This window comes from Acetobacterium sp. K1/6, assembly GCF_034438075.1.
In the GTDB taxonomy this organism is placed as follows: Bacteria; Bacillota; Clostridia; order Eubacteriales; family Eubacteriaceae; genus Acetobacterium; species Acetobacterium carbinolicum.
The window spans coordinates 1-22,896 of the sequence record NZ_JAXQGA010000028.1; the positions used below are offsets into that span (position 1 = coordinate 1).

The following is a 22,896-nucleotide window of genomic DNA, read 5'->3' on the forward strand; positions in this document are numbered from 1 at the left end:
TTTTACCATGATCGACGTGACCAATTGTTCCAACATTTACATGGGGCTTATTTCTTTCAAATTTTGACTTTGCCATTTGTTCTTCTCCTTAAAATTTATTTTATAGCTTTGCTATTATTTACGTCCTTCAATTATTTCTTCTGAAATAAATTTAGGAACTGCTTCATAGTGTGAGAACTGCATGGTGTAAACACCACGGCCCTGAGTTTTACTTCTTAGTGTTGTTGCATATCCAAACATTTCTGACAGTGGCACCATCCCTTTAATGATCTGTGCACCACCACGCATTTCCATACCCTCAACACGACCACGTCGCGAGCTGATATCGCCCATGACATCGCCCATGTATTCTTCTGGAATGACGACTTCAAGTTTAAATACTGGTTCTAAGATAACCGGATCGGCTTTTCTCATACCGTTTTTAAACGCCATCGACCCGGCAACCTTAAAGGCCATTTCTGATGAATCCACATCATGGTAAGAACCATCATATACGATAACCTTAAGATCGAGTACAGGATATCCAGCTAAAACACCATTACGCATGGCTTCTTCAATCCCCTGATTAATTGGGTTGATGAATTCTTTTGGAATCGATCCTCCAACGGTCTTGTTTTCGAAGATATATCCGGTTCCCGGTTCAACTGGTTCCATCCGGATAAGACAGTGACCATATTGACCACGACCACCCGATTGACGGGCAAATTTACCCTCAGCATCAACTGCTTTGGTAATGGATTCTTTGTAGGCCACCTGAGGTGCCCCAACATTGGCTTCCACTTTAAATTCACGAAGCATTCGGTCAACGATAATGTCAAGGTGAAGCTCACCCATTCCTGAGATAATGGTTTGACCCGTTTCTTCATCGGTACGCGTTCTGAACGTAGGATCTTCTTCAGCCAGTTTTGCTAAAGCGGTACTCATTTTTTCCTGGCCGGCCTTTGTTTTTGGTTCTATGGCGACATGGATTACCGGTTCCGGGAATTCCATCGACTCAAGAATAATGGGCGCCTTGTCTGAACACAAGGTATCCCCTGTTGAAGTATCTTTTAAACCAACCGCGGCAGCGATATCACCGGTATAAACAGTGGTAATCTCTTCACGGTGGTTAGCATGCATTTGCAGAATTCGGCCAAGACGTTCTCTTTTTCCCTTAGAGGAGTTGAAAACATAAGAACCAGATTCGATACTTCCGGAATATACACGGAAGAATGCCAGCTTTCCAACAAATGGATCGGTCATGATTTTAAAAGCGAGTGCTGAAAATGGTTCATCATCGCTTGCTTTTCGGCTGTCTTCTTCTTCGGTATCTGGATTGATCCCAGTGATCGCCGGAACATCCAATGGGCAAGGCATGTAGTCAACAATTGCATCCAACACTAATTGAACACCTTTGTTTTTATAAGATGAACCACAAACAACGGGAATAATATCAACATTCAAAGTCGCCAGTCGAATCGCTGCTTTTAATTCATCAAGACCAACTTCTTCGCCTTCAAGGAATTTTTCCATGATGCTTTCGTCATAATCAGAGATCGACTCAATTATTTTTTCACGATACTCGTCAGCCAGCTCACGCATGTCTTCAGGAATATCGATGATTTCAATTTCTTCGCCCAAATCATCTTTATAAATTATGGCTTTCATAATCAGGAGATCGATGATCCCCACAAAGTCACTTTCTTTGCCAATAGGTAATTGAATTGGAACAGGATTCGTGCTTAAACGATCCTCCATCATCTTCAGTACATTATAAAAGTCCGCTCCGGTAATGTCCATTTTATTGATATAAGCCATTCTGGGAACATGATATTTATCGGCTTGTCGCCAAACTGTTTCTGATTGAGGCTCAACGCCACCTTTTGCACAAAATACAGCAACCGCTCCATCAAGAACTCTCAAAGATCGCTCAACTTCTACGGTAAAATCAACGTGGCCTGGTGTATCAATGATATTGATACGGTTGTTATTCCAAAAACACGTGGTTGCTGCCGAGGTAATGGTAATACCTCTTTCTTGTTCTTGTTCCATCCAGTCCATTTGGGAAACCCCATCATGGGTTTCTCCAATTTTATGGATTTTCCCGGAATAGAACAGAATTCTTTCGGTGGTAGTCGTTTTTCCTGCATCAATATGTGCCATAATACCTATATTTCTTGTTTTATCTAAACTATATTCTCTTGACACAGATGCTTTCCTCTCTTATTTCTATACATGGATTACCAACGATAATGTGCAAAAGCTTTATTGGCTTCAGCCATAGCGTGGGTATCATCTTTTTTCTTAACGGCGGCACCACTGTTATTGAGTGCATCCATAATTTCTCCAGCTAAACGATCTTTCATGGTTTTTTCAGATCTTTTTCTGGAATAAGTAACTAACCAACGAAGCCCTAAAGCTTGTTTACGTTCAGTTCTGATTTCCATTGGTACCTGGTAGGTTGCACCACCAACTCGGCGTGCTTTAACTTCCAGTACAGGTGTGATATTAGCTAAAGCTTCCTGGAATGCTTCCAGGGCATCTTTGCCAGTTTTTTCATTAACTTTTTCAAATGCATCGTAAACGATTTTTTGGGCAACACCTTTTTTCCCATCTAACATGATATTGTTGACTAACTTCGTTACAACAATATCTCCGTAAATAGGATCAGGTAAAACTTCTCTTTTTGGAACAGGTCCTTTTCTAGGCACTTTACTTCCCTCCTTAACATTTTTTTATGTTCATCGGTACTCGACATCCAACATTTCGTTGTTGTGCGTATAGCGTCTCTAACATATATTTGGTCTCGATCGATTTATACGAGCGCTTGAATATGCAGCACTATGCACTACTACTTTTTAGGCTTTTTGGCCCCATATTTGGATCGAGCTTGTCTACGAGCATCAACACCAGCGGTATCAAGCGCACCACGGATAATTTTATAACGTACCCCTGGTAAATCCTTGACACGTCCACCCTTAATAAGAACAATACTATGTTCTTGTAAGTTGTGGCCAACACCGGGAATATAGGCTGTTACTTCCATTCCGTTAACGAGACGAACTCTGGCGATTTTTCTAAGCGCTGAGTTTGGTTTCTTTGGTGTGGATGTTCTAACTGCTGTACATACGCCTCTTTTTTGAGGGTTTGCTTTCAACGCTGGGGTTTTTGTTTTTTCTTCCATGCGTTTTCTTCCATTTTTTACAAGCTGATTAATTGTAGGCATTTAGTCCTGCACCTCCTTTTAATAAAAATATATCAATAATCGAAACGACTATTAATGACTTTTGATGGAACCAGGGCTGCGTTAAAGGCAACCCCGATTCGTTTTATTTGATAATGGCAATCACGGCTGCTGCCCGATCAATCCCACCGGCTTTTCCGAGTCCAACCTTGGTTTCAACCCGTTCGAGTGCGATCTGATACTGATCACAGCATTCTACAATGCTTTTTTTGATCTTTTCATCGGTATCTTCTGCCAAAATAACTTTGATTGCGTTGCCTTCTTTCACAGCCTTAAGAGTTTGCTTCATTCCAATCACTTTTGAAACATCAACAAATTGATTCATCGGATCCTCCTTCTTGCTGTTTGTGGTTTTTCTCTAAACACACCTAATAACTATACATGTTTGTGTCTTAAATGTCAAGAATTATTCTTTCGTTAAGAAATCCAGGTCAAAGATGTCCAAATCAGTAATGATCGCATCTTCTGTTTCTTCCTGTTCTTCTTCAACATAGGCGTTTAAAATATCATCATCAAAGACAATATCCAGTGATTCAGTGACGGTCTCTTCTTCGATCATATCTTCATATACATCTTCTTCTTCCCGTTCATAGACCAAATCAATGTCACCATACATCTTCACGCCGGTACCAGCAGGCACCAATTGTCCGATAATAACATTTTCTTTGAGTCCAATCAGTGGATCAACCTTGCCTTTAATGGCGGCGTCGGTAAGAACGCGGGTGGTTTCCTGGAAGGATGCTGCGGATAAGAACGAGTCAGTCGCCAAAGAAGCTTTGGTGATTCCCAGCAGTTCCCGACTGGCGGTAGCTTCTTCTGCTCCAGCTTCCCGGGCAGCCGTGTTTTCATCTTCAAAATTAAAAATATCAACCAGGCTGCCGGCCAATAATGCCGTATCACCAGGGTTTTCGATTTTAACTTTTCTAAGCATTTGACGGATAATGACCTCCAAATGCTTATCGCCAATGTGCACCCCTTGCATTCGGTAAACTTTCTGTACTTCCTGAAGCAAGTATTGTTGAACATGGTCAATGCCCTGAATCCTTAAAATATCACTGGGGTTAATGGAACCTTCGGTTATTTCATCCCCGGCAATAACCTGATCGCCGGTATGAACCCGAAGTCGTGAGCCATAAGGAATGAGATAGACCTTCATATCACCATCAGCGCCGGTAACTACTGCTTCAGTTTTTTTCTGGGTATCCTGTATTTCCACACGACCGTCGATTTCTGAAATAATCGCCTGGCCTTTTGGTTTTCGGGCTTCAAAAAGCTCTTCAATACGGGGAAGACCCTGAGTGATATCGTCAGCCGAGGCCACCCCACCAGTATGGAAGGTACGCATGGTCAGCTGGGTACCCGGTTCACCGATGGACTGGGCCGCAATAATACCAACCGCTTCACCGATTTCAACCGGTCGCCAGGTGGTTAAATCCACTCCATAACAGGTCTTACAGACACCATATTTTGATTGACAATTAAAGGCCGCCCGAATGAGTACTTTTTCAATTCCGGCTTTATCAATCGCCTGAGCCATTTCCGTTGAAATGATCTCACCACCGGGAGCTAATACTTCACCAGTCTTCGGATCGATCACATCTTCAAAGGCATAGCGACCAACCAGTCGTTCCTGCAGGGTCTCAATAATTTCGCCGTGATCATTTATGGTAGATACTTCATAACCCCGCGTGGTGCCGCAATCATCTTCTCGGACAATCACATCCTGGCTGACATCAACCAGACGCCGTGTCAAGTAACCCGAGTCGGCGGTACGCAGAGCGGTATCCGCCAACCCTTTTCGGGCCCCATGAGTGGAGGAGAAGAACTCCAGTACATTTAGTCCTTCACGGAAGTTTGATCGGATCGGCAATTCGATGATGCGACCACTTGGGTTGGCCATCAGACCACGCATCCCAGCTAACTGCCGAATCTGGTTCTTACTACCTCGGGCCCCGGAATCCGCCATCATGTTAATCGGATTGAGCGCTTCAAGGTGATTAAGCAGAGCATCGGTAACCTCGTCAGTCGCTTTGTTCCAGATCTCAACAACGTTATTGTAACGTTCTTCATCACTGATAAAACCTTGCCGATAAAGCGTCATGTTTTCGGTAATCTTGTCGTCGGCCCGGGATAGGATTTCCTCTTTGTTCTTTGGAACTTCCATATCGCTGACTCCAACGGTAATGGCGCCTCTGGTCGAAAATTTAAAACCTAAGCGCTTGATTTCGTCGAGTACTTCAGATGTTTTAGTGGGCCCATAGGTTTTATAGCAGCGTTCAACAATTTCCGATAACACTTTCTTATTAACCTGCCGGTCAACTTCTAAGGCAAATTTTTCTTCAATGGTTTCCCGTTTAACAAAACCTAAATTTTGGGGAATAATGGTATTGAAAATAAATCGTCCAACGGTGCCATCAACCAGACGGGTCATCATTTCACCGTCAATTTCTTTAACTATCCGAACCTTAACCAGGGAATGAAGATCAACATCCTTGTTAAAGTAAGCCATTTCCATTTCATCCAGATCTCTAAAGACACTACCCGTTCCTTTACCATCTGTTTTATAAATGGTCATATAGTAGGTCCCTAAAATCATATCCTGGGTGGGCGCAACAACCGCTGTACCATCCTGTGGTTTAAGGATATTATTGGAAGCCAGCATCAGGAAACGCGCTTCCGCCTGAGCTTCAACCGACAAAGGCACATGGACAGCCATCTGATCGCCATCAAAGTCGGCATTGTAAGCCGTACAAACCAGAGGATGGAGCTTAATCGCCTTACCTTCAACCAGAATCGGCTCAAAAGCCTGAATACCCAGTCGATGAAGGGTCGGAGCACGGTTTAACAGCACCGGATGTTCCTGAATAACATCTTCCAGCACATCCCAAACCATGGGATCCAGTTTTTCGACCATCTTTTTGGCACTTTTAATATTTTGGGACAGATTTCGTCCCACCAATTCACGCATCACAAAGGGCTTAAAGAGTTCAATCGCCATCTCTTTCGGGAGTCCACATTGATACATTTTCAGTTCTGGTCCGACAACGATAACCGAACGGCCAGAGTAGTCAACCCGTTTTCCTAAAAGGTTCTGACGGAAGCGTCCCTGTTTACCTTTTAACATATCACTCAGGGATTTAAAGGGGCGGTTACCCGGCCCGGTAACGGCGCGGCCGCGTCGACCATTGTCAATCAAGGCATCAACCGCTTCCTGAAGCATCCGTTTTTCATTTTGAACGATGATATCGGGTGCATCCAGTTCCAGCAATTTAAGCAAACGGTTATTTCGATTAATCACCCGTCGATATAAATCATTTAAATCTGAGGTGGCAAAACGTCCCCCATCGAGCTGTACCATTGGCCGCAATTCTGGCGGAATAACCGGAATCGTTTCTAAAATCATCCATTCTGGACGATTGGTGGAATTTCTGAATGCTTCTACCGCTTCTAGTCGTCGGGCTATCCGGATTTTTTTCTGACCCGAACTGCCTTTGAGTTCTTCTTTGAGCACTGCTGATTCCTGATCCAGGTCAACCAATTTTAACAGTTCCTGAATCGCTTCAGCACCAATGCTGGCGGTAAATTTATTGCCAAATTGACCTTTTGCTTCTTTATATTCGGCCTCAGTCAGGATTTGTTTGAAATCAAAATTGCTCTCGCCCGGATCAGTGACCACATAAGCGGCAAAGTAAATTATTTTTTCCAGATTTCTCGGCGACATTTCAAGGATCAGCCCCATTCGACTGGGGATTCCTTTAAAATACCAGATATGCGAAACCGGAGAGGCCAATTCAATATGCCCCATCCGCTCACGTCTAACCTTAGCCTTGGTTACTTCAACCCCACAGTTTTCACAGACAATGCCCTTATGGCGAATACGCTTGTATTTACCACAATTACATTCCCAGTCTTTCTGAGGTCCGAAAATCTTTTCACAAAACAGACCCTCTTTTTCTGGTTTCAGGGTTCTATAATTAATCGTTTCCGGTTTTTTAACTTCTCCACGTGACCACTCTCTGATTTTTTCAGGTGAGGCCAATCCGATTTGTAAGGATTTGAAGGTGAATTCCTCGTTTAACAAATGGCTTCGCTCCCTTCTTTTATAAATTTATTGTTACTGAAATAAGTCGTCGTCTTCGTCATCATCAATGCTCTTAATCTGGAAGCTATCTTCCAATTTCACGTCATCTCCAGCTTCGGAAATTTCGGTGCTGCCAATTTCAATGGCCAATTCTTCCAGGGGATCCCGCTCATCCATCTCATCATCAAGAACCTTAATCATTTCCTGATCATTTAAGATGTTCACATCCAGACCTAAACTCTGGAATTCTTTCATCAGAACCTTAAACGATTCCGGTATCCCCGGCTTGGGAATATTCTCGCCTTTAACAATCGATTCGTAGGCTTTAACCCGGCCGACCACGTCATCTGACTTGATCGTCAAAATTTCCTGCAGGGTATGGGCGGCACCGTAGGCTTCTAAGGCCCAAACTTCCATTTCTCCGAAACGCTGGCCACCAAATTGAGCTTTACCACCCAACGGCTGCTGCGTCACTAAGGAGTATGGCCCGGTTGAACGAGCATGCATTTTATCATCAACCAAATGGTGAAGTTTAAGAATATACATATAACCAACGGTGACCTTATTATCAAAGGGCTCGCCGCTGCGTCCGTCATAAAGTTGAATCTTACCATCTTCCGGCAAACCCGCCTGACCCAGTAATTCCATGATGTCATCTTCATTGGCGGGATCAAAAACCGGGGTCGCAATATGCCAGCCAATGGTTCGCATCGCCAGTCCCAGATGGACTTCTAAAACCTGACCAATGTTCATTCGCGAAGGAACCCCCAAAGGATTAAGTACAATCTGAAGGGCCGTTCCATCCGGCATAAAGGGCATATCTTCTTCGGGAAGGATTCGGGAAATTACCCCTTTATTTCCATGACGACCAGCCATTTTATCGCCGACGGAGATCTTACGTTTAACTGCAATCAGAACCCGCACCAGAGTATTAACCCCCGGTTTTAAATCTTCATCTTTATTTTCCCGCGAGAAGACCTTAACATCCAGGACAATTCCGGATTCTCCATGGGGAACTTTTAGGGATGTATCCCGGATTTCCCGGGCTTTTTCACCAAAAATGGCACGCAGCAGTTTTTCTTCTGCCGATAGATCCGTTTCACCCTTAGGTGTGACTTTTCCAACCAGGATATCATCGGATTTAACCTCAGCACCGACAAAGATAATCCCGCGTTCGTCCAGGTTCTTCAACGCATCTTCACTGACATTGGGAATATCCCGAGTGATTTCTTCCGGTCCCAGCTTGGTTTCTCGGGCTTCGGCTTCAAATTCTTCAATATGAATCGATGTGAAAACATCTTCTTTAAGTAATTTTTCATTAATCAGGATCGCATCCTCGTAGTTGTAACCTTCCCAGGTCATAAAACCCATCAGAATGTTACGACCCAGAGCCAGTTCGCCCATTTCAGTGGACGGACCATCGGCAATGATTTCTCCCGCCTGTACGTATTGCCCTTTGTTGACCAAAGGTTTATGATTCATACAGGTGCCCTGATTGGAGCGTTTGAATTTTAGCAGGGTATATTTATCCAACTCGCCGTTATCGGTACGAATATGGACTGCCGCAGCTTCCACCCGTTCTACCGTTCCAGCATTTCTGGCAATGACACAGACTCCGGAATCCTTGGCCGCCTTATGCTCCATTCCCGTACCGATTACCGGCGCTTTGGGAATCAGCAGTGGTACCGCCTGACGTTGCATGTTGGCGCCCATCAGGGCCCGGTTAGCATCATCATTTTCAAGGAAGGGAATCAGCGATGTCGCCACCGAAACGATTTGCTTTGGTGAAATATCCATGTAGTCAACCCGATCCGGTGGAATTAATACAAAATCACGTTTGCTGCCGGCTCGACCGGTAACTTGTTTACGAGCAAAACGATTATTGTCATCCAGCGGCTCATTGGCCTGGGCAATGGTATAGCGACCTTCTTCATCCGCCGCCAGATAATGAATTTCTTCCGAAACAACGCCATTATGTACTTTCCGGTAGGGTGCTTCAATAAAGCCATACTCATTAACCCGGGCATAGGTACTAAGCGAACCGATTAGTCCGATGTTCGGACCTTCCGGGGTCTCAATTGGACACATCCGGCCGTAATGGCTATGATGAACATCGCGAACCTCAAACCCGGCTCGCTCACGGCTTAATCCGCCGGGTCCCAATGCTGATAAACGTCGTTTATGGGTTAATTCAGCCAACGGATTGGTCTGATCCATAAATTGTGACAATTGCGAGCTACCAAAGAATTCTTTTAAGGCAGCATTGACCGGGCGGGTGTTAATTAAGCCCTGAGGGGTTAATATTTCGTCGTCCTGAACCGACATTCGTTCTCGAACAACCCGTTCCATTCGCGATAACCCGATGCGGAACTGATTTTGCAACAGTTCGCCAACCGAACGCAGACGACGATTGCCTAAATGGTCAATATCATCAATGGCGCCGATATCATAGTCCAGACCAATAATATAAGAGATGGAGGCGTGAAGATCTGAAATCAGTACATGCTTCGGTACCAGCTCATCCATTCGCTTTTTAATCGATTTTTTCTTTTCCTCGTCGGTTGCATCCGATTCTAAGATCTCTTTTAGCACTTCGTAGCAGACATTTTCGGTGATATCCAAATCACTGATGTCAAAAGCCAGATCCTGGGCACTAATGTCGACAAAACCGTTTCCGATGACACGGACAATTTTGTCTTCCACTTTTACGTCAACGACGTTGATCCCGGTGTTCTGAATATCAATGGCGACATCGTTTGTGATGATTTCGCCTTCTTCAACATAGACTTCACCGGTTTCCGGGTTTACCACAGTATTCGCCGCTCGCTGGCCGGCAATCCGGGTTGACAGTGATAGTTTTTTATTGTATTTATGACGGCCGACCTTGGCCAGGTCATAGCGACGATCGTCAAAAAACATCGAATTAAGCAGGGATTGAGCACTTTCCACAGTTGGTGGTTCGCCCGGACGCAATCGTTTATAAATCTCGATTAGACCATCCCGGGTCGATTTCATATTATTATTTTCATCTTTTTTAATGGTTTCGATGAGTCGGTAATCATCACCGTAAAAATCAAGAATTTCCTGATTGGTTCCCAGACCCAGTGCGCGAATCAGCGCTGTGATCGGTAATTTACGGGTCCGGTCAATTTTAACGTACATGATGTCATTGGAATCCGTTTCGTATTCCAACCAGGCACCACGGTTAGGAATAACCTGGGCTGAAAATAATTTCTTACCCAGTTTATCACGACTCAAGGAAAAATATGCCCCTGGTGACCTGACCAGCTGGCTGACAATAACCCGTTCCGCTCCATTGACAATGAAGGTTCCGGTATCGGTCATTTTATGCAAATCGGCCATATAGACCTTTTGCTCTTTAACTTCATTTTTTTCCTTATTTATTAAACGAACTGTTACTTTTAACGGTATAAAGTAGGTTTGATCCCTCTCTTTACACTCCTCCACTGAATACTTCGGTTTTCCCTCTATGGAATAATCCACAAATTCTAAAACCAGATTTCCAGTGTAGTCTTCGATTTTATCAATATCGTCAAAAACCTCTTGGAGTCCTTTTTCAATAAACCAGTTGTATGAATCTTTCTGAACCTCAATCAGGTTCGGCATTTCAATAACTTCTTTGATTTTAGAAAAGCTTTGGCGTGTTCTTAAACCATCTTTTTCAGGATGCAACATTACCATCCAATATCACCCCTCGCAAAAATACTCAGCAACGGACTATCCATATCGACTTGTATCGCCTAGGAGTACCCCAAATTTGCCTGTTGTGTTTCATCTCACCTTGTGTTATTATTAGACCGTAATCAATTTCATATTTACCGACTCTAATCGGTTTCCCCTTTGATCAGTTTAACATGACCGAGTCGCAAATGATTCGTTGATCGCCCAAAAATTGACGTCAAGGATGCATTATAATCTTGTTTTTAAAGATACCAATGCAATTTTAAATACTATCATAAAATTTCCAACTTGTCAAGCCTATTTTGTATCTTAAAAGCCTTCCCAGATCATCTGGGAAGGCTTTCTTTATCTTTGATAAATTATTCTTTCGCCCTGCGGTTTTTACTCAGCAATACTTTTTTAGCCGGTATTTTTTAGGAACCTTCTTTTTCTGATCTCTCAAAACGCTACTTAAAAATTCTTGCGTTCTTTTTTCTTTAGGGTGGATGAAGATGTCTTCCGGCGAGCCTTCTTCAAGGATCGTTCCCGAGTCCATAAAGACAACCTTGTTGGCAACTTCCCGGGCAAAACTCATCTCGTGGGTTACCACCACCATGGTCATGTGCTCATTGGCTAGGCTTTGCATGACACTCAGCACCTCACCAGTCAGTTCCGGATCGAGCGCTGATGTGGGCTCATCAAAGAGCAAAATATCGGGATTCATCATTAGCGCCCGGGCAATGGCCACCCGTTGCTTTTCGCCCCCGGACAAAGTCGATGGCATGGCATCAATCCGTTCCAGCAAGCCGACCTTATTTAGATAAGCTTCACAGCGCTGGTTCATTGCTACTGCTTCTTCTTTTTTGACCACCTTGGGCGCCAACTCCAGATTTTGACGAACGGTGAGATGAGGAAACAGATTAAAATGCTGAAAAACCATTCCCATTTTCATGATAATCGCCCGAATCTCTGGGGGGCTGGGGTAAACGCCATCCTTTAACAACGGTTTACCTTCCATAATGATATCACCGCTGTCAGCCTTTTCTAAATCGATCAGGCACCGGAGCAGGGTCGATTTCCCCGATCCCGATGATCCGATGATGGCCATCACATCGCCCTTCTTCACTTCAAACGAGATATCTTTTAAGACATGATTGTCTCCAAAACTTTTATTAAGTTGATTGACTTTTATAATTTCCATATGCTTCCTCTAAAACTCATATTTGGTTTCAAGCCGTTTAAATACCAATGTAATCACAAAATTAATCAACAGGTATAAAACCGCTGCTACAAAAAAGGCAAAGGTATCGCTGTCGCGATTAACGGCCGTTTTGGCATAATGCAAAATCTCCGCCACCCCGATAACGGTGACCAGCGCCGTATCTTTTACCAGGGTTATGGTTTCATTACTAACCGCTGGCAAACAGACCCGAATCATCTGGGGAATCACCACCCGGATCATGGTTTCTATTTTTGTGAGGCCTAAGACTTTGGCCGCTTCATACTGACCTTTGTCAATAGCCAGTAAACCACCCCGGAATATTTCGGCAAAATAAGCCGCATAATTCATGCAAAAGGCAATACAAGCTGCCATAAAGCGACCAAAAACAAGATGCTTCCCCACCACCGGTAGTAGCGGCAGACCAAAATAAACAAACATGATTTGTAGCAACAAAGGGGTTCCGCGGACCACATAAATATAACCCTTCGCAAATGACTTAACCAATTTCACCTTGCTGCGTGCCAATAAGGTAAACAAAAAACCCAGTGGGATCGAACAGACAATGGTGACAGCAAAAACACTGAGGGTAATCACCATCCCCTGCAACATCGGTATGGTAATATTTGATAAATAGATAAAAAATTCTGGCATTTTAATCTCCTGAGGAATGAAATGATATTAATCGTAAAAGTCATAAAAAAATCGGATAGAAACTATCCGATTTCTAGAAACTGGTTGTTTTCTTAAGTTATGGTTTGTAAATGATGTCTTCACCAAACCATTTCGTTGAGATGGTAGCTGCCGTTCCGTCGGCAACCATCGCATCCATGGCATCCTGGATCTGGGTCAATAATTCGGTATTGCCTTTTTTGATCCCAACACCATATAGTTCTGGCGATAAGCTTTCGCTTAAAATAACAAATTCCGCACTTTCAGAGGTAATGTAGTAGCGGGCCACAATCGAGTCAACAATGACTGCATCCACACGGCCGATTGACAAATCGCTGAGGGCGGATACATTTTCAGGATATTCATTTAAGGCTGCGGCCTCCTTGCTGATTGGGTCAGCAGTGAAAGCATCATAGGCTGAAGAACCTTTTTGGACGCCGATGTTTTTTCCAGCCAGATCAGCTTTGGTCTTAATTGCCGAGTCTTTTTTCACCACAATAACCTGATCGTTTTCCAGGTAGGGGACGGTAAAGTCCATGGCATTTTTTCGTTCATCGGTTATGGTTAAACCGTTCCAGATCACATCGATATTACCGGAATCCAGTTCCAGCTCTTTTGTGTCCCAGTTAATCGGTTGAAGTTCTACTTCCATTCCCATCCGTTTTCCAACTTCTTTGGCTAAATCCACATCAAAACCAACAATTTCGTTCTTATCATCTCTAAAACCCATTGGTGGAAAGGAATCATCCAAACCAACAACAAAGGTTTTATCGTCATTATTGGCGTTGGTTTCTGTTTTTGCAGTGTTACTGCTGCATCCTGCGAATAAACCAGCGACCAGAACAACAACAAGCATCAGACCAAATATACTTCTTTTTTTCATTCCTTTTTGTCCTCTTTTCCTAATATAATCTGAGCCTATTATACACTTTATCACTGTGCATTGCTAGTCCTTTGCATCATTTTATACCAAAATTTATGCTCTCCCGTCTGTCACGACGACTTTATTCCAACCCTTATATCGCCTAAAAAAAGTCCGCACCTTCAAGCTATAACTACCGGAAACCCCGGTGTGACATGCTCGCTGTCATGTGCGGACATCATTTTGTCGCTTTATCGCAATTCTTTAGTTACGGCATCCGTTTATAGAAAATCTCAAGAATAGCGGCACTGGAGGCTGATCCTGGATCACGATGACCGATAGCCCGTTCGCCTAAACGCATCGCCCGACCTTTTTTGGCAATGATCGGGATCGTTGAATCGGAGCCGGCAGAACCCACTTCCAGGGCTTTTTTCATGGCATCTTTAGGTGCCATTTTTTCTTCAACGTACGCGACTCTTAGTGCATTTACCGCTGGCCTCAAGGTGTCAACCATGGTTTTGTCGCCAACGACTGCTTTTCCCCGTTTTTCGATAATGGCAACCCCAGCCTCCATCATTTCGATGAATTCGTCAAAGTTCACTTCTTCTTTGCCCTTGGCCGGCACGCCAAATTTTGAAAAAAAGCCACCATAAAGCGGACCCGATGCTCCACCAACCTTATCCAACAAGGCCGTCCCCACATTTTTGAAAAGCGTGTTGATGTCTTCGCCTTTCCAGGAGTCCAAATTTTTACTGACTTCCCGAAAACCGATACTCATATTCATACCATGGTCGCCGTCGCCGATGGCTGAATCTAACTCCGAAAAATAATCCTTCTTTTCTTCCGCCAAAACAATGAGGTCATCGATCACCTCAATAAAATAGTCTTTATTTAAAATATAATCGCTCATAACGTTTCTCCTGACAATGAATTAAAGGGCTGATGGTTTCCCATCAACCCGATTAGTTTTTGCTATCTTTGTTATTTTCTTTGGTAACTAAAACTGTTTAAAATAAGGGGTATCACAGGGATAATCGAGGAGCTCTTTCATTTCGTCGTCCAATTTTACCAGGGTCACCGACATACCCGCCATATCCATCGATGAGGCAAAGGAACCAATTAGTGATTTATAAACCGTAATGCCTTTTTCTGCCAAAATCTCGGCAACCCGACGGAAACAGATATGTAAATCCATCAGTGGTGTCGCACCCAGGCTGTTGACCAGAACATAAACTTCATCACCGCTTTCGTAGGGAAGATCCGCAAGAATCGGTGCCATGATCTGGTCGATGACCTTGTCCGCAGGCTCAATTTTGCCACGTCGTACCCCTGGTTCGCCATGAATACCCATACCGATTTCCATATCGCCATCTTCCATTTCAAAAATAGGACCGCCTTTTGACGGCAGCGTCGCTGAGGACATGGCCACACCCATGGTCCGGGTGACATCGTTGCATTTTTTTGCCGCTGCCACAACTGCATCCAAATCGCCGCCCATTTCAGCTTTTGCTCCGGCAGCTTTAAAAACGAAGAAATCTCCAGCGATCCCGCGACGATCTTCAATATTTTCAGAAGAAATGACATCATCGGTAACAAGCACGGTTTCGACTCGGATGCTGTCTTCTTCGTCAGCTTTCTCAGCACCCATATCAAAATTCATCACATCGCCGGCATAGTTTCCATAAAGATAGATGCAACCTTTGCCAGTATCCACTGCTTTTACCGAAGCATAACAGGGGTCTGGAGATGGTGAGGTATTAATATTTCCTATAACTGCCGCATCTGCAAATCCTTTTCCCACATATCCCAGGAATAAGGGTTCATGTCCAGATCCGCCGCCGATGATCACCCCAACCTTGTCTTTTTGTTTCGCTGTTTTGCTGACAACTACCCGACCCTGGGCTTCAGATGCCGGATCCAGAACCACATGATCTTTGTGGGCAGCCACATAGCCTTCCAACATTTCTTCAACTACATCATAGGGATCATTGATTAATCGTTTCATTTCTTCCTCCTGAAATTATTTTTGTATACGTTTACCTAACGCAAGAACCATGCCAGAGTGAAATCCACTCATAAAGCCAATTACAAATTACTTTTTCTATATAATGGGTATTTTTTCCCCGTTTGGGGAAAATTTCCCAATCAATAGGCCTGTTAATGAACCTTTTTCAGGCTTGCACCTTCTTTGGCGGTAGCAATAATTTTTTCCAGATCATTGCAAATGGTGGCCTGAATCACCCCACCGATAACCCCTTCAACCAACGGTGCATCGACAATGTGCACCTTTTTCTCAAGTTCTTCATCCTCCAATAATTCAATGGCGGTTTCACTACAGATCACGGCCGATCCCAAATCCACAAAAATCAGGATCTGGTCCCGTTTGGCCAGGGCTTCGATGGCATTTTTTATCTTTGTTGTATTGGTACCAATCCGACCATCGTCAGCTCCACCGGCAGCTATTACTTCGACACTGCCATCGTTCATTTCCATAACGATGTCTCTTAGTCCCTCGGCCAACTTCTCACTGTGCGATACGATAATTACACCTGTCATTCGCTTCCTCCCACTCTTTTCTGTGTTACCTGATCTTATATGATCGCAATATTCGTGCCAACTGTCAAGACGTTAAAGACTAATCGAGTTGATATTTCCGGACTTTGGCTGAAATGGTCTTATGATCCAGTCCCAATGCCAAACCAGCCTGACGATAACTGCCGTGTTTCTCCAGGGCTCTGGCAATCAACTCCCGCTCCATCTCGGCAAATGTGGGGAGATTATCCCCATCCCATGATTGTATGGTTTTTAGTGCCGCCACCGAACCCATTTCATCGCATAAATAACCCGGCAAATCATCCAGGGTAATCCAATCCGTATTTGACAGGGTCATTCCACCCTCTATCATATTTTCCAATTCCCGAACATTTCCCGGAAAATGATACTGTTCCAAAGCGCTTAAAGCCGTTTTGGTAATGGCACAATTAGGCAAATCATATTTTTTACTGATTTTTTCAGTAAAGCATTCCACCAGCAAAGGAATATCGCCTTTACGCTGGCGTAGTGGCGGCAGCATCACGGTAATGACATTTAGCCGGTAATAAAGATCCCGCCGGAAACTGCCCTCTTTCATCATCTCTTCTAATGGACTGTTGGTCGCGGCAATCACCCGCACATCAATTTTTATCGGATGGGCCCCACCGATACGTTCAATCTCCTGTTCCTGAAGCACCCGCAGCAGTTTGGCCTGCATCGCTTTGTCCATGTCGCCGATTTCATCAAGAAAAATAGTTCCGCCGCTGGCAATTTCAAATTTCCCTCTTTTTTCCTTGTAAGCACCGGTAAAGGCTCCTTTTTCATAACCAAAGAGTTCACTTTCCAGTAAGTTTGAGGGGATAGCAGCGCAATTCATCCCCACAAAGGGCTTTTTGCTTCGAGACCCCGCCCGGTGAATAGCCCGGGCCACCAGTTCTTTGCCGGTGCCGCTTTCCCCTCGAATCAGTACTGTTGCATCGGTTCTAGCCGCCTTAGATGCCACCGTCAAGCTTTCAATCAAGGCCCCACTTTTGCCAATAATATTGTCAAAAGAAGAATTCAATGCTTCTTTTTTGGCCAGTTCATCCTGAAGAAATCGGGTTTTTTCAGAGAGTAGCTCAATTCGGTCAGCCAGCTTGGCAATCTCAGTCAGCTCTCTGGCCACAATCACATTGCCACGAAACTTGTTCTCAATAATAATTGGCCGGGCGGTCATAATAAATTCGCGGTTGTCTTTATTGGTGATAATCAACTCGCCCTTCCCTGAAAAAAAAGTCTCGCCGAATTTTTCTTTGGGAAACAGATCCTGTATTTTCCGGGATAAAACCTGGGTTCCTTCTTTTCTAAACATCTTCACAAAGGGATGATTGACATAAGTCACTTCGCGAAGATGATTAATCATGCAGATCCCATCATCCACGGTTTCAAGGATATTATTGAGCTTTTCTTTTAATTCTTTAACAGAATGAAGCTCCCAGGATAACTCTTCAATCTGGGAGATGTCCTGAAAAACGACAACGCCACCCATGACCTCGTCATCCACAATAATAGGACTCTTATTTGTGATTACCCACTTTTTACCAATTTTATGCTTTAAACCAAGATTTTCTCTTTTTGAAGCGAGTAAATTGTTCAAATTAAAATCTGGCACCCATTCATCGGCTTTTTTCCCAATAATATCCGCGGCTTTGATGCCAGTAATTTCTTCTGCTGCGCGGTTGAAGATGTTAATGATCCCGTTGCTGTCCATGGCGATAAGGCCATTATTAATGCTCTCAAAAATCTTCTCACTGGCCAGGGTATTCTCCTGCAGGATGCTGTCAATGGCTTCCGTATCCGGCACTTCCAACTCCGCCGTCTGGCTTAAAAAAGACCCCAGTTTAAAAACAGCCTCCTCACTTCCCGAACTCGAACTATAAACTTCAACCATTTCACCGTTCTTTACTTTCAGGGATACCAAAGGCAATACCGAATTACATGGCACGCCATCAATCGCATTAACCCGTCTCAGATATAACTGACAGTCCCAGATCTTTTCGATTTTTTGAGACTGTCTGGCGACCATGGCAGCCACTCGAGTATGAAGACCATTTTTATTCTTGATAATAATTCTTTGCGCTTTTTCCATAACCTCTCCTCATTGTGTTTATCTCTCATGGCAACATCTCTCCAAACTATTTTTACTTAATTTCTTCGTGGAGCGGATGAATATATACTTTACAAACCCGAAAACCTGTGTAATAATGATACCGTATACATTACCAGAATACCTTAAAAAAACTTATTTTTACACAATTAAAAATAAATATCCAAAATTAAATATCCAGGAGGATCATGCCATGAAAATTGCTGTTGACTGTGACGATGCTGCCATTGACTTTAAAGACGAGATTTATAATTATTTAAAGAAAGCCGGTTACGACATCACTGATTTGACGTATTCTGCAACCCACGATTGCGATTATCCGGAAATTGCCTTTAACCTGGCCGAAACAATTAAAAACAAGGAATATGACCGGGGTTTTATCTTTTGCGGCACCGGACTTGGCGTTGCCATGATGGCCAATAAGGTACCCGGAGTTTTTGCCGGTACCTGCCACGATGTTTATTCAGCCGAACGACTGGCTAAAAGCAACGATGCCAACGTGTTAACGATGGGGGCCCGGGTAATTGGCACCGAGCTGGCTAAAATGGTAGCCGAGGCATGGCTTAAAAGTGATTTTCAGGGCGGCGGATCGACTAAAAAAGTTGAAACGATGCGTAGCCTTGAAAAAACTTATCTGAAGTAGGTCACTTATGAATAAGTTTTTGCTGGGAACGAATTGGAAGATGAACAAAACCCTGACTGAAAGCATTCAATACACCAATAATCTAATGCCAATCATTGAGAAGTATCCACAGTTTGAGTTTTTTATCATCCCTTCCTATACCCACCTCTGGAAAATTAAAGAGACTATTGATGCCCAAAAAAGCCCCCTGAAGCTGGGCGCCCAAAACATGCATCAAGAAGACTTTGGCCAATTTACGGGCGAGATTTCCCCGGTGATGCTAAAAGAAATCGGTTTGGATGTGATTGAGCTGGGTCATAGTGAACGACGACAATATTTCAACGAAACCGATGAAGCCGTCAACCAGAAAGCCCTGGCCGCATTAAAACACGGCTTCATCCCACTGATTTGCATTGGCGAACAGCTGGCAGATAAAAACTATGGGGTATCTAAGGAAATGCTGGCTAAACAATTAAAAATCGCCTTAAAGGATATGCCCGCTAATGCTATTTCTAATTTCTGGATTGCTTATGAACCGGTCTGGGCCATTGGTGTCAATGGGATCCCGGCGGAAACGTCCTATGTTGAAGAAATCCATAATTTCTTAAGAACCGTTCTGATTGACCTGTACGGCACCATCGGTCAAGAGATTCCGCTTCTATTTGGCGGTAGCGTCAATAAAAACAATGCCGGCGACTACGCTCGTCTTGAAAATGTCGATGGCTTATTCATTGGCCGCAGCGCCTGGGAGCCCGATCTATTTGAAGAGCTTATGGTTTTGGTTGGTAACGTGGTAAAATAATCACATCTGAATAACCGGAAGCTTAGGAGAGATCTCACGAGAGTGAGCTCTCTCTTTTTTGATTCCGTTAACTGCTTTTATTGCGTTTTTTCGAGCATTTTTACCAGCCATTGTCCTGAGATCGAAAGTTCAGATTCCAGCCAACTGCCAGTTTTATTGATATCGCTGCGGATCAGTGCCGAGGTTTCGTTTTTATTAGATAAATTCCAGGCGATATGACTAACACCATACTGGTTTAATCGATCCATCCACAGATTGGCTTCACCTTCGTTGATTGGGCCACTTCCCGAGGAATCACAAATACCGTATTCGCTGACAAAGATGGGGAGTCCCTTGTCAATAGCGGCACTCATCTTATTGCGAAGACTGTCCCGATGGGTGTCTGCATAAAAATGGAGGGCGTACATCAGATTGGAATAGCCCAAAATAGGGTTGGCAGCAGCCTGATCCACATCCTGGGACCAGGTTGGTGTGCCGACAATCACAATCGCGTCCTGATTATGCGATTTGATCACCGGAATCACCGTTTCAGCGTATTGTTTGATCTGACTCCATGTAGTTCCACCATTCGGTTCGTTGCAGATTTCATAAATTACGTTGTTATTATTTTTAAATTGCGCTGCCATCTCGTCAAAAAAAGCGATCGCCTCAGCCTGATGGGTTAGCGGATTTCCGTCACTGAGAATATGCCAATCGATGATTACGTATAAGCCTAAATCCGTCGCCAGATTAACGCCATTGATCACCCGTTCTTTTAGCAGCGCCCGATTATTGTCATCCCCCACACAATAGCCATTGTAGCCTTCGGTATACATGGCCAGTCGAACTGCATTAATGCCCCAATCGTCGCGCATGGTTTGGAAGGCATCGGCATTAACATATTCCGGAAACCAGGAAAGACCATGGGTTGAAACCCCTTTTATCTGAAAAGGAAGACCGCTTTCGTCGGTGAGCTGTGTTCCGACCACTGATAATTTGCCATGCTCATCAACCGGTGTTCCGGTCGACGCACCTTCACGTTCAATTTTAATGCGAATCGATTCCAACCGTTTTGACTGACCCGTGACCCCGGCAACTTCGCCGTCTTTTTTCCAACCTTGGGACCACCCATAATCCTGTCCGTGAACACTGTAACTGACCGTATAACCGGGTAATTGCTTACCATCTTCGCCCACCAGGATAATTTGAATGGCTTCAACCCGTTGGCCTTTTCCCTGTGATCCAGCAAAGCCGCCGTCTCCAATCCAATTGATGGCGGTGTCTAAACCGGTGTCTGAGAGCCAGCCCTGGTTTTGCACATGGACATTGTATCGAATACTGGCACCAGCAGGCAATTGATCAGTTCCGACCAGCTTGATCCAAAACCCTTCAATCCGTTTGCCTTCACCGGTGGTCCCCAGATTTTTTGCTTCACTCACCCAGGTTCCGTCCGTGGGATAGTCCCCATAATCTTATACATGCCCACGATAAGCCACCCCAAGCGCTGATGCCTCATCTGAACCAGCACCAAAAACAGAGGCCGGCATTAAAATGGCGATCAATGCAAAAATCAGACTAACTAAAAATATCCTTCTCATGGTTTTACCTTGTTTTTCGCTTATCATCATTTTTTTCTCCTTTTTTACGCGTCCTTCCATGACGCGGGGACGTTTCATATCGTTCGGCTGGTCAAGGGCCTACCAGGTCCTCCATTTTTCCTGAATCAGTGATATCCATCAGTTCTTCTGGAAAGGGCGCCCAAATGGTCTGATCCAGCAGATAACCGTCATTATAGCGAATTACATAAGTTTTAAGCACATTAAGGGGAACACTTAAAGGAATTTTACCGCTACGGTATTTGTCAAAACTGTCCAGAATAAAGGTCTTTTCGCCGCTTGAAAGGGAGTCCGAAAAATAGCCAAAGATGTGCATCATCACATTGATGTAATTCCGATACCGGGGAATCCTAAAAAAGGCTCTGGCTAAGCCCTCTTTATAACTGCCAATCACCAGATTCGTCGCTAATTTTTCGTGGTTTGCCACAATCCGCCCTAACACTTTTTGCTCTTTTTGACTATAAGCCATCAGCAAATATTTATTATTGGCCTGAAATTCAACCAAAGCCGCCATGGTTCCGATTTTTTGCACCTGACGAAAGCTGCACATGGTATACAATTTCGTCAGAAAATGCTCCCGTATTCTGAAATTTGTCAAGCGCCCCTCTTCTTCAATGGCCCCATGGGGATAGTGTTTAAAGGCCTGGGCCGCAAAGATGCCCTGTCCTTTAACCGAACCGGCGACCTTGGTTTTGCCCAGATAGACCTTAACATCCTTGGTACCACAGGAAGGCGATCGCCCTTTTAAGATAAAACCATCCACTTCCGGAATCTTATCAAAATAAGACTCACTGAAATCAATCATCTCCTGGGTATATTCGGTATCGGTAGCGGGCTGATATAAAACCGTCTCGCCCTCTTCTAACACCAGCCGAATCGGATTTCGGGGAACCCCCAAGCCAATTTCCACCTCTGCACAGACCGGGTAATACTCCACATAGTCTTTGAGTTTTTCAACAAACTTATCCGGAAGAGTCTGCCCGTTATAACGACAGGCATCAAAACCGATACATTTACTGACAATCACCCGGGGCTTTAAATTTTTATCCATTTCGGCCTCCTCATTTTATTGATCATACATTGTTACTACCCCGTTGTGACGACGTTCAATCATAATACCGCGGTTTACTGTGTGCTTTCCCAGGCAATGCCTTGATTTCTTCTCATCATTACTCAACTTTAATGTTGAAATTCTATCATTTAATGAAGTATAATAGTTTAAAACTAATCATGCAAAGTTTAAAAACACCTTGTTGCTCCCGATTGGAATCAGGTCAAACGTGAATCGACTGATCACAATGCGACATTGGATTATTCAGGGCCGTAATTAAGAACATTTTAATCTTTTTATAAACTGGGGATCGATCCCACTGATCCCTTAATCGTAAGCGTCAAGTACAACCCACCTACCCAAACAGAATAAATTCTGCTAAAATCACCTTATCACAAAACTGGAGGTGA

18 protein-coding genes are annotated in these 22,896 nt (G+C 44.0%); 2 read left to right on the forward strand and 16 right to left on the reverse strand.

Features of this window, described 5'->3' with window-relative positions; translation table 11 throughout:
- Positions 1-114 precede the first annotated feature (114 nt).
- The 13 genes from fusA to U2P91_RS16490 form a co-directional block, all read right to left on the reverse strand.
- Complete coding sequence (fusA, locus tag U2P91_RS16430) at positions 115-2,187, reverse strand: elongation factor G (RefSeq protein ID WP_111889119.1); 2,073 nt, start codon at positions 2,185-2,187, stop codon at positions 115-117.
- 32 nt (positions 2,188-2,219) lie between these two features.
- Complete coding sequence (gene rpsG / locus U2P91_RS16435) at positions 2,220-2,690, reverse strand: 30S ribosomal protein S7 (protein ID WP_111889118.1); 471 nt, start codon at positions 2,688-2,690, stop codon at positions 2,220-2,222.
- Between the two features lie 140 nt (positions 2,691-2,830).
- The gene (gene rpsL / locus U2P91_RS16440; protein WP_111889117.1) at positions 2,831-3,205 is read right to left on the reverse strand and encodes a 30S ribosomal protein S12; all 375 of its coding nucleotides are present in this window, start codon (positions 3,203-3,205) and stop codon (positions 2,831-2,833) included.
- A 103-nt stretch (positions 3,206-3,308) separates the two neighbouring features.
- The gene (locus U2P91_RS16445; RefSeq protein ID WP_111889116.1) at positions 3,309-3,548 is read right to left on the reverse strand and encodes a L7Ae/L30e/S12e/Gadd45 family ribosomal protein; all 240 of its coding nucleotides are present in this window, start codon (positions 3,546-3,548) and stop codon (positions 3,309-3,311) included.
- 81 nt (positions 3,549-3,629) lie between these two features.
- Entirely contained in the window at positions 3,630-7,304 is a 3,675-nt protein-coding gene (gene rpoC, locus U2P91_RS16450) for a DNA-directed RNA polymerase subunit beta' (RefSeq protein WP_111889115.1), read from the reverse strand.
- A gap of 33 nt (positions 7,305-7,337) precedes the next feature.
- The gene (locus U2P91_RS16455; protein ID WP_322520048.1) at positions 7,338-11,000 is read right to left on the reverse strand and encodes a DNA-directed RNA polymerase subunit beta; all 3,663 of its coding nucleotides are present in this window, start codon (positions 10,998-11,000) and stop codon (positions 7,338-7,340) included.
- Between the two features lie 391 nt (positions 11,001-11,391).
- Positions 11,392-12,186 (reverse strand): amino acid ABC transporter ATP-binding protein, encoded by a 795-nt coding sequence (locus U2P91_RS16460; RefSeq protein WP_111889114.1) that lies wholly within the window; start codon positions 12,184-12,186, stop codon positions 11,392-11,394.
- Between the two features lie 9 nt (positions 12,187-12,195).
- Positions 12,196-12,858, reverse strand: a complete 663-nt coding sequence (locus U2P91_RS16465) for an amino acid ABC transporter permease (RefSeq protein WP_111889113.1) — start codon at positions 12,856-12,858, stop codon at positions 12,196-12,198.
- Between the two features lie 97 nt (positions 12,859-12,955).
- Entirely contained in the window at positions 12,956-13,759 is an 804-nt protein-coding gene (locus U2P91_RS16470; protein WP_111889112.1) for an amino acid ABC transporter substrate-binding protein, read from the reverse strand.
- Positions 13,760-14,006: 247 nt separating this feature from the next.
- The gene (dhaL, locus tag U2P91_RS16475) at positions 14,007-14,648 is read right to left on the reverse strand and encodes a dihydroxyacetone kinase subunit DhaL (RefSeq protein ID WP_111889111.1); all 642 of its coding nucleotides are present in this window, start codon (positions 14,646-14,648) and stop codon (positions 14,007-14,009) included.
- An 87-nt stretch (positions 14,649-14,735) separates the two neighbouring features.
- A complete protein-coding gene (locus tag U2P91_RS16480) occupies positions 14,736-15,743 on the reverse strand; it encodes a dihydroxyacetone kinase subunit DhaK (RefSeq protein WP_111889110.1) in 1,008 nt (335 codons plus the stop codon).
- Positions 15,744-15,895: 152 nt separating this feature from the next.
- Positions 15,896-16,294: a dihydroxyacetone kinase phosphoryl donor subunit DhaM gene (dhaM, locus tag U2P91_RS16485; protein WP_111889109.1), complete on the reverse strand. Its 399-nt coding sequence runs from the start codon at positions 16,292-16,294 to the stop codon at positions 15,896-15,898.
- A gap of 79 nt (positions 16,295-16,373) precedes the next feature.
- On the reverse strand, positions 16,374-18,398 hold the full coding sequence (locus tag U2P91_RS16490; protein ID WP_111889108.1) for a sigma 54-interacting transcriptional regulator: 2,025 nt from the start codon (positions 18,396-18,398) through the stop codon (positions 16,374-16,376).
- Positions 18,399-18,609: 211 nt separating this feature from the next.
- On the opposite strand from U2P91_RS16490, the gene U2P91_RS16495 reads away from it, so the two are divergent.
- Together U2P91_RS16495 and U2P91_RS16500 are read left to right on the forward strand one after the other, a co-directional pair.
- Positions 18,610-19,059, forward strand: coding sequence for an RpiB/LacA/LacB family sugar-phosphate isomerase (locus U2P91_RS16495; RefSeq protein ID WP_111889107.1), 450 nt, complete (start codon positions 18,610-18,612; stop codon positions 19,057-19,059).
- A gap of 7 nt (positions 19,060-19,066) precedes the next feature.
- Positions 19,067-19,840: a triose-phosphate isomerase gene (locus U2P91_RS16500; RefSeq protein ID WP_322520045.1), complete on the forward strand. Its 774-nt coding sequence runs from the start codon at positions 19,067-19,069 to the stop codon at positions 19,838-19,840.
- A gap of 77 nt (positions 19,841-19,917) precedes the next feature.
- On the opposite strand, the gene U2P91_RS16505 is transcribed toward U2P91_RS16500, so the two are convergent.
- The 3 genes from U2P91_RS16505 to U2P91_RS16515 all read right to left on the reverse strand — a co-directional run bounded on the left by U2P91_RS16505 (position 19,918) and on the right by U2P91_RS16515 (position 22,486).
- Positions 19,918-21,258, reverse strand: coding sequence for a cellulase family glycosylhydrolase (locus tag U2P91_RS16505; protein WP_322520046.1), 1,341 nt, complete (start codon positions 21,256-21,258; stop codon positions 19,918-19,920).
- A gap of 33 nt (positions 21,259-21,291) precedes the next feature.
- Positions 21,292-21,447: a hypothetical protein gene (locus U2P91_RS16510; protein WP_322520047.1), complete on the reverse strand. Its 156-nt coding sequence runs from the start codon at positions 21,445-21,447 to the stop codon at positions 21,292-21,294.
- A gap of 61 nt (positions 21,448-21,508) precedes the next feature.
- Complete coding sequence (locus U2P91_RS16515) at positions 21,509-22,486, reverse strand: YbgA family protein (protein WP_111889104.1); 978 nt, start codon at positions 22,484-22,486, stop codon at positions 21,509-21,511.
- Positions 22,487-22,896 lie beyond the last annotated feature (410 nt).

Bases quoted from the DNA above. Each gene is read 5' to 3' on its own strand.
- U2P91_RS16445 (WP_111889116.1), bottom strand. From the start codon at position 3,548: ATGAATCAATTTGTTGATGTTTCAAAAGTGATTGGAATGAAGCAAACT.
- U2P91_RS16465 (WP_111889113.1), bottom strand. From the start codon at position 12,858: ATGCCAGAATTTTTTATCTATTTATCAAATATTACCATACCGATGTTG.
- dhaM (WP_111889109.1), bottom strand. From the start codon at position 16,294: ATGACAGGTGTAATTATCGTATCGCACAGTGAGAAGTTGGCCGAGGGA.
- U2P91_RS16460 (WP_111889114.1), bottom strand. From the start codon at position 12,186: ATGGAAATTATAAAAGTCAATCAACTTAATAAAAGTTTTGGAGACAAT.
- U2P91_RS16470 (WP_111889112.1), bottom strand. From the start codon at position 13,759: ATGAAAAAAAGAAGTATATTTGGTCTGATGCTTGTTGTTGTTCTGGTC.
- U2P91_RS16490 (WP_111889108.1), bottom strand. From the start codon at position 18,398: ATGGAAAAAGCGCAAAGAATTATTATCAAGAATAAAAATGGTCTTCAT.
- U2P91_RS16495 (WP_111889107.1), top strand. From the start codon at position 18,610: ATGAAAATTGCTGTTGACTGTGACGATGCTGCCATTGACTTTAAAGAC.
- U2P91_RS16500 (WP_322520045.1), top strand. From the start codon at position 19,067: ATGAATAAGTTTTTGCTGGGAACGAATTGGAAGATGAACAAAACCCTG.
- U2P91_RS16455 (WP_322520048.1), bottom strand. From the start codon at position 11,000: ATGTTGCATCCTGAAAAAGATGGTTTAAGAACACGCCAAAGCTTTTCT.
- dhaL (WP_111889111.1), bottom strand. From the start codon at position 14,648: ATGAGCGATTATATTTTAAATAAAGACTATTTTATTGAGGTGATCGAT.
- rpsL (WP_111889117.1), bottom strand. From the start codon at position 3,205: ATGCCTACAATTAATCAGCTTGTAAAAAATGGAAGAAAACGCATGGAA.
- U2P91_RS16480 (WP_111889110.1), bottom strand. From the start codon at position 15,743: ATGAAACGATTAATCAATGATCCCTATGATGTAGTTGAAGAAATGTTG.
- U2P91_RS16510 (WP_322520047.1), bottom strand. From the start codon at position 21,447: ATGATGATAAGCGAAAAACAAGGTAAAACCATGAGAAGGATATTTTTA.
- U2P91_RS16515 (WP_111889104.1), bottom strand. From the start codon at position 22,486: ATGGATAAAAATTTAAAGCCCCGGGTGATTGTCAGTAAATGTATCGGT.